The 5915-nt window shown below is 55.1% G+C and carries 6 protein-coding genes and 1 pseudogene; 6 read left to right on the top strand and 1 reads right to left on the bottom strand.

The genetic code is table 11. From position 1 onward, the window contains the following. Window positions 1-1123, bottom strand: a pseudogene (locus Q6A51_RS27140) (RHS repeat domain-containing protein); the annotation flags it as partial. A 384-nt stretch (window positions 1124-1507) separates the two neighbouring features. Here Q6A51_RS27140 and Q6A51_RS27135 point away from each other — a divergent pair. The 6 genes from Q6A51_RS27135 to tssI all read left to right on the top strand — a co-directional run. Continuing rightward, window positions 1508-1912: a hypothetical protein gene (locus Q6A51_RS27135; protein ID WP_304576171.1), complete on the top strand. Its 405-nt coding sequence runs from the start codon at window positions 1508-1510 to the stop codon at window positions 1910-1912. Between the two features lie 358 nt (window positions 1913-2270). Beyond that, the gene (locus Q6A51_RS27130; protein WP_025258707.1) at window positions 2271-2717 is read left to right on the top strand and encodes a hypothetical protein; all 447 of its coding nucleotides are present in this window, start codon (window positions 2271-2273) and stop codon (window positions 2715-2717) included. A 130-nt stretch (window positions 2718-2847) separates the two neighbouring features. After that, entirely contained in the window at window positions 2848-3312 is a 465-nt protein-coding gene (locus Q6A51_RS27125; RefSeq protein WP_095067213.1) for a multidrug transporter, read from the top strand. Between the two features lie 10 nt (window positions 3313-3322). Then, window positions 3323-4147, top strand: coding sequence for an SDR family oxidoreductase (locus Q6A51_RS27120; RefSeq protein WP_304576170.1), 825 nt, complete (start codon window positions 3323-3325; stop codon window positions 4145-4147). A gap of 464 nt (window positions 4148-4611) precedes the next feature. Beyond that, window positions 4612-5127 carry an Hcp family type VI secretion system effector gene (locus Q6A51_RS27115; protein WP_025258081.1) on the top strand — a complete coding sequence of 172 codons (516 nt, stop codon included), beginning with the start codon at window positions 4612-4614 and terminating at the stop codon, window positions 5125-5127. A gap of 79 nt (window positions 5128-5206) precedes the next feature. Beyond that, window positions 5207-5915: type VI secretion system tip protein TssI/VgrG (gene tssI / locus Q6A51_RS27110; protein ID WP_304576169.1), on the top strand; the 709-nt coding region annotated here is incomplete at its 3' end.

The following is a 5915-nucleotide window of genomic DNA, read 5'->3' as shown; positions in this document are numbered from 1 at the left end:
GTTGTGCGGGGTCCGCTGGGCTCTGAAAATCTGCAAAGACGGGGCCGTGATTGACCGTCGCCAGCTCTCGACCCGTGGCTTCTGTCAGTTGATACAGCGTGTCGTATTGATACGTTGAAACCGGCTCTATGCGCTGATTGGCGAAGTACCGGATCGGCTGGGCACGATCTTCGATGCGGATGACATTACCCGTCGGGTCGTAGTCGTAAGCCAGGCCCTGCAATAACTCACCGGCGCTGCGTATCGCTTTCAACTCAAGCAGCCAGCCGTCTTCATCACCATACCGAGCAGTGGTGATTACGCCATTACCTGCCGTTTCCGACTCCACACGGCCTTGAGCGTCGTAGAGAATCTCATTGACCAGTATCTGCTCAGGCTGCCCGCTGAGTTGCAAATGGCAGGAGTGCAACTCACCTGCCACCGTTTGGGCAAAGCGCTGAACATTCCCCTGCGCATCGGTTTGCCCGATGACCTCGCCGAGCGGGTTATAAGCCCAGCCCGTGGTCGCGCCGCTACCAGGTTCCAGCAAGGCGTCGCGCTCTGACAGCGATTCGGGCCAGTCGGGGCTGGTGAAGTCCTTGAGAAAATGCTGCGTCTGCTCGATCACTGCGCCGGTCAGGCCAAACTCGATATTCAAACACGTGCCTGCCGGGTCGTCGTGACGAATCAACTGGCCGCACTGGTTGTGGGGAACTGAATCAACATCGCCATACGCCAGACGCTCAATGCAGCGGTCATTTTCAAAAACACCTGTTGGTCTGAGCAGTTCATCATATTCCACACGCCGGACAGTGCCTCGACTGTCCCAGGCTTGCAGCACTTCGCTACTTTCGCTCAGCAACGAAACCCGCCAACCGGCATCGACGCTTTCGCTGGCCAGCACTTGAGCACTGAGGGAATGAACATTGACGAGATTGGCTGGCGCGCCTTCTTCCCAGAGCCTGGGGTCGTGGCTGCCAATCGGCCGGCCAGCCGGATCAAAGAGCGAGCGATTGATACGCAAGGCAGGCGCATCATTGGCTTGCTTGCGGTACCAGGCCACGGAGCGCACAGACAGACGCCGCGGATCAACGACCGCGAGCGTCGGTGTGTCTCGATGTAGATCTGCGGATAAGCCATCCATGGCGTGAACCTCTGCCAGTCACTGCATGAAGACTAGTTCAGCGGTTGCCAGCGCAGAGAAAGTTTCGGATAGGTGGAGTTTTAGGTGGCAAGCTTTAAGCTTTAAGCTTTAAGCTTTAAGCAACTTACCCACTTGCCCCCCACAATTACAATCCGCAACTTATTTTTTCAAAAACCTTACACCCTGAAACCATTAACCCTATACATATCCGACTGTCGCTTCCTGTCACAAATGACAGTAGACATGCCCTTCAAGATACTCTTAACCTTGCTCAAACATTACAACATGGAAGTAACACTTGGCCATCAAATAGACACTTACCAAAAGCACCCCATACTAAAACCTTATTACACCTTGTATAAAATTATTTCAGGATGATATTAAATGAGCACTACCAAAAGCAAATCAGACGTTATAAACCTGCAAATCCAACTGAGTGACGCCACTCCCTCCGAGGCTATCACGGTGCCTTATGTACGCGAGGCAAACGAAACTTCAGAACTGGATTTCAGCATTGCAAACAGAGGGTTCACCCTGGTACTTCCGGCCTTCAAGGAAGAGATCTTTGATGAGCTGATCATGACTTTTTCCACACTGGACTATAGCGCTAACATCAACTCGAACTTGATTACGTTCAAATCAGGGGAAGCCTCGATTGATACCGTGACAAAAGACCAAATCACCGGCACGTTCAAGCGCGGAGACAAAGCCAGGATCCGGGTGTTTCTCAGGGTCTATGGTGATATCTGGATGGCCGGTAAAGACTCCATCGAGTACAACATCGTTTAAATGCTGCCGCGTGAATAGTTAACAGGTCAGGAATCCTTCGGGCTATCTAGCCACTCATCCCTGCAATGGGTAAAAGCCTGGCCCGGACAAGTGGCAGGTAAGCGTCAAATTTCAAGCTATAAGCCTCAAGCCAATTGCGAACTTGTAGCTTGTAGCTTGTAGCTTGTAGCTTGTAGCTTGTAGCCACACATACTCCCCCACTCATCGCTCCATGTCATAAGCCTCGGCAAACAGGCTTGACTGAAAGTTACCGGGCTTGCTTAAGCCTCTCGACACGAGAGTAGCGATAAGACAGCACGTAATTACCAATCGATATAACACACCTATAAAAACACTCTATCTTTCAGGACAGTCAAAAATGAGCAGCGAAGGCATAGACGTTACTGGCGTAACGGTCGAGATCAACACCCCCGAAAATCCATCTGAAACCACACAATTCACAATACCGTTGAGTGATGGGGCCGTCTCCGAGTCTGTCACACAGCCCTATATACGCGAAGCAAACGAGCGCGCAGAACTGAGCGCCCTCATCGCCAACAAAGGGTTCACGCTTGTACTACCGGGCTTCGAGGACGGGGCATTCCATGAAGTGTTGATGACATTCTCCACCCCGGACAACAGTGGCAAAATCATCTCGACCCGGCTCAACCTTGAACAGGGAAAAGATTCGATTGATGCCGTCAAACAGAACGAAATCCTCAAGGCGTTCAAGCCTGGCGACAAGGCCAGGATTCAGGTCTTTCTCAGCATAACGCCTGATATCTGGGTGGCGGGCAAAGAGTCCATCGAGTACAGCATTGTCTAGGCTGCGACCTGAAGAATTAACCTCGACACAACAGGGACAGGCAGAATATCCCGTCATTCATGACTGCCATTGGTAAAGCCCACCTGCCTTTCGGTACGATGCCAGCTTCCATGCTGACGAGATGCACATCATGCTGATTGGTATTGTGCTTATCCTGACCTGGCTCATCCTGCTGCTGCGCTATCCGGCAAAAGCCTTGCCGGTATCACTGGCGGCTGCCGCAGGCCTGGGGGTAGTCGCTACCGTCGTGATCTGGCAGGACAGCCGCGAAGCGCGTCAACTGGAGCGCCTGGGGTTGCGTCTGGATTACGCGCCGCAACAATGCCCGGCAGGCAAACCCTTGCTGGTGCTCATCGACAATACCAACACGGTTCCCCTGCGCGAACTACGCTGGCGCGTGGCGGCCTATGCCCCCGGCGATACCGTGAACCTCGCTGAAGATGCCTACACTGCACCGCATTACAGTGGCCCCGGTGTATTGCAGCCGGGCAGTCAGTGGCAGGACTGCCTGCCGTTGCCGCCGTTGCGGCCGGGCTATCGCCCACAAAGCCTGGAGTTTCGTCCCGAACATCTACAAGGCAGCTTCTCGGATTAAGGAAAACCAAATGCCCACAGCACTTATCACCGGCTGCTCAAGCGGCATTGGCCGGGCTCTGGCGGACGCTTTCAAAAACGCGGGCTATCAAGTCTGGGCCACGGCGCGCAAGGCTGAAGACGTCGCCAGCCTAAACGCTGCCGGTTTCAGCGCCGTGCAACTGGACGTCAACGACAGCGCCGCCCTTGAACGTCTGGCCACCGACCTTGAACAACAAAGCGTCGGGCTGGATGTGTTGATCAACAACGCCGGTTATGGCGCCATGGGGCCACTGCTCGACGGAGGCGTCGAAGCCATGCAACGGCAATTCGAGACCAATGTGTTTTCGGTGGTCGGCGTCACCCGAGCACTGTTTCCAGCCTTGCGGCGCAGCAAGGGGCTGGTGGTGAATATCGGCAGCGTCTCGGGGGTGCTGGTCACGCCATTTGCCGGCGCCTACTGCGCATCCAAGGCAGCGGTACATGCACTGAGCGATGCCTTGCGTCTGGAACTGGCACCGTTTTCGATTCAGGTCATGGAAGTGCAGCCCGGCGCCATCGCCTCAAGCTTCGCGAAAAATGCCACTCATGAAGCCGAGCAACTGATCAGCGAACAATCCCCATGGTGGCCCATCCGCGAAGGCATTCGCGCCAGAGCCAAAGCCTCCCAGGACAACCCGACACCCGCTACCGACTTCGCCCGGGAACTGCTCAAGGCCATCCAGCAGACAAACCCGCCCCGCCTGCTGCGCCTGGGCAACGGCTCGCGGGTCTTGCCGCTGATGTCATGGCTGCTGCCCAAAGGGTTATTGGAGGGAGGGTTGAGGAAGCGCTTCGGGTTGGACAAGGTGTTGTGAACTCGCGTACGGGCTGCCCCCTTCCCCCTCGAACCAACTCTCCCATGACTCACCAGCGGGCGTGATAATTCTCAAAGGGATATACAAAACAGATCTCGATTTCTCGTACAACCGAGTGGTTTTTTCGCGCATGAATTGACTCCCACGACGAGACATGCCACATAGCCATTATGCGCAAGAAGTTGCGCACTTTTTTGTGAGTATCCTGTGGATAGACCTCTGTAACCCTTGCAATTAAAAGCTTACAGACGAGTGCGCAAAAAGTTGCGCACCACTGCGCAACTTCTTGCGCACTTTTAAGGGGTTTTCCATGTGAAAATCATGAAAACCCGACAACAAAACACCCATCTATATGATTTATATAGTAAATATATTATCTGGCACGAAGCTTGATCTGTAATCGCCACCCACCTGGCGAATTCGCCTCCCGGGACACTCAATGTTTCAGCAAGGAGAGCACCCCCATGGCTACACCCGCGTACATGTCCATCACCGGCGAAAAACAAGGCCTGATCACTGCCGGCGCATTCACCGCCGACTCCGTGGGCAACACCTTTCAGGAAGGCCACGAAGACGAAGTAATGGTCCAGGCTTTCCATCACGACGTGATCATCCCGCGTGACCCTCAGTCCGGCCAGCCTACCGGCCAGCGCGTTCACAAACCTGTGAAAATCACCAAAGTGTTCGACAAGTCCTCGCCTCTGCTGCAAGCGGCACTGACTTCCGGCGAGCGCCTGAGCAAAGTCGAAATCAAATGGTTCCGCACTTCCGCTCAAGGTACTCAAGAGCACTACTACACCACCGTTCTGGAAGACGCCATCCTCGTCAGCTCCAAGGACTACATGCACAACTGCCAGGACCCTGCGAACGCGCATTTCACGCACCTGGAAGACATCGAAATGACCTACCGCAAAATCACCTGGACCCACGAAGTCTCCGGCACTTCGGGCTCCGATGACTGGCGCTCGCCTGTCGCCTGATAACGGCTGACGCTTCAAGCATCGACCAGCTTCTGCTGGTCGATGTTGTTTACGCTCTTCCAGAATTGAGGAACAAGGGATGTTCGCGCCGGCCAATCAGACTCACTTCAGCCTGACCGTAGAAGGACTCAACAGCGACCTTCAGGTCCTGTCCCTCACCGGGCGGGAAGCCATCAGCCAACCGTTCGTGTTCGACGTCGAACTGGTCAGTGAGCAGCCGTCCCTGGACCTCGAAACGCTCCTGCACAAACCTGCCTTCCTGCAACTTTCGCCTGACGGCAGTGGCATTCACGGCCAGATCTATCGCGCCGCCCAGGGTGACTCCGGCAAACGCCTGACCCGCTACTCGGTGACCCTGCGCCCGCAGTTATCCTACCTGGCGCACCGCATCAACCAACGTATCTTCCAGAACCTCAGCGTGCCGAAAATCATCGCCCAGGTCCTTGAAGAACATGGCATCCAGAGCAACGCCTACGCATTCACAGTCGGGTCGGTTTATCCCGAGCGCATCTACTGCGTTCAATACGATGAATCGGACCTGCACTTCATCCAGCGCCTGTGCGAAGAAGAAGGGATTCACTACCACTTCCAGCACAGCAACACGGGCCACAAGCTGGTGTTCGGCGATGACCAGACGGTGTTCCCGAAACTCGCGCCAGTGGCCTATCAGCAAGACTCCGGCATGGTCGCCAACGACCCGGTGATCAAGCGCTTCGACATGCGCCTGGAGACTCGCACCAGCCGCACCACCCGCCGCGACTACGACTTTGAAAAACCACGCCTGACGC

The organism is Pseudomonas serbiensis, assembly GCF_030580745.1.
Taxonomy (GTDB): domain Bacteria; phylum Pseudomonadota; class Gammaproteobacteria; order Pseudomonadales; family Pseudomonadaceae; genus Aquipseudomonas; species Aquipseudomonas serbiensis.
This window is presented reverse-complemented; position numbering and strand designations above follow the sequence as displayed.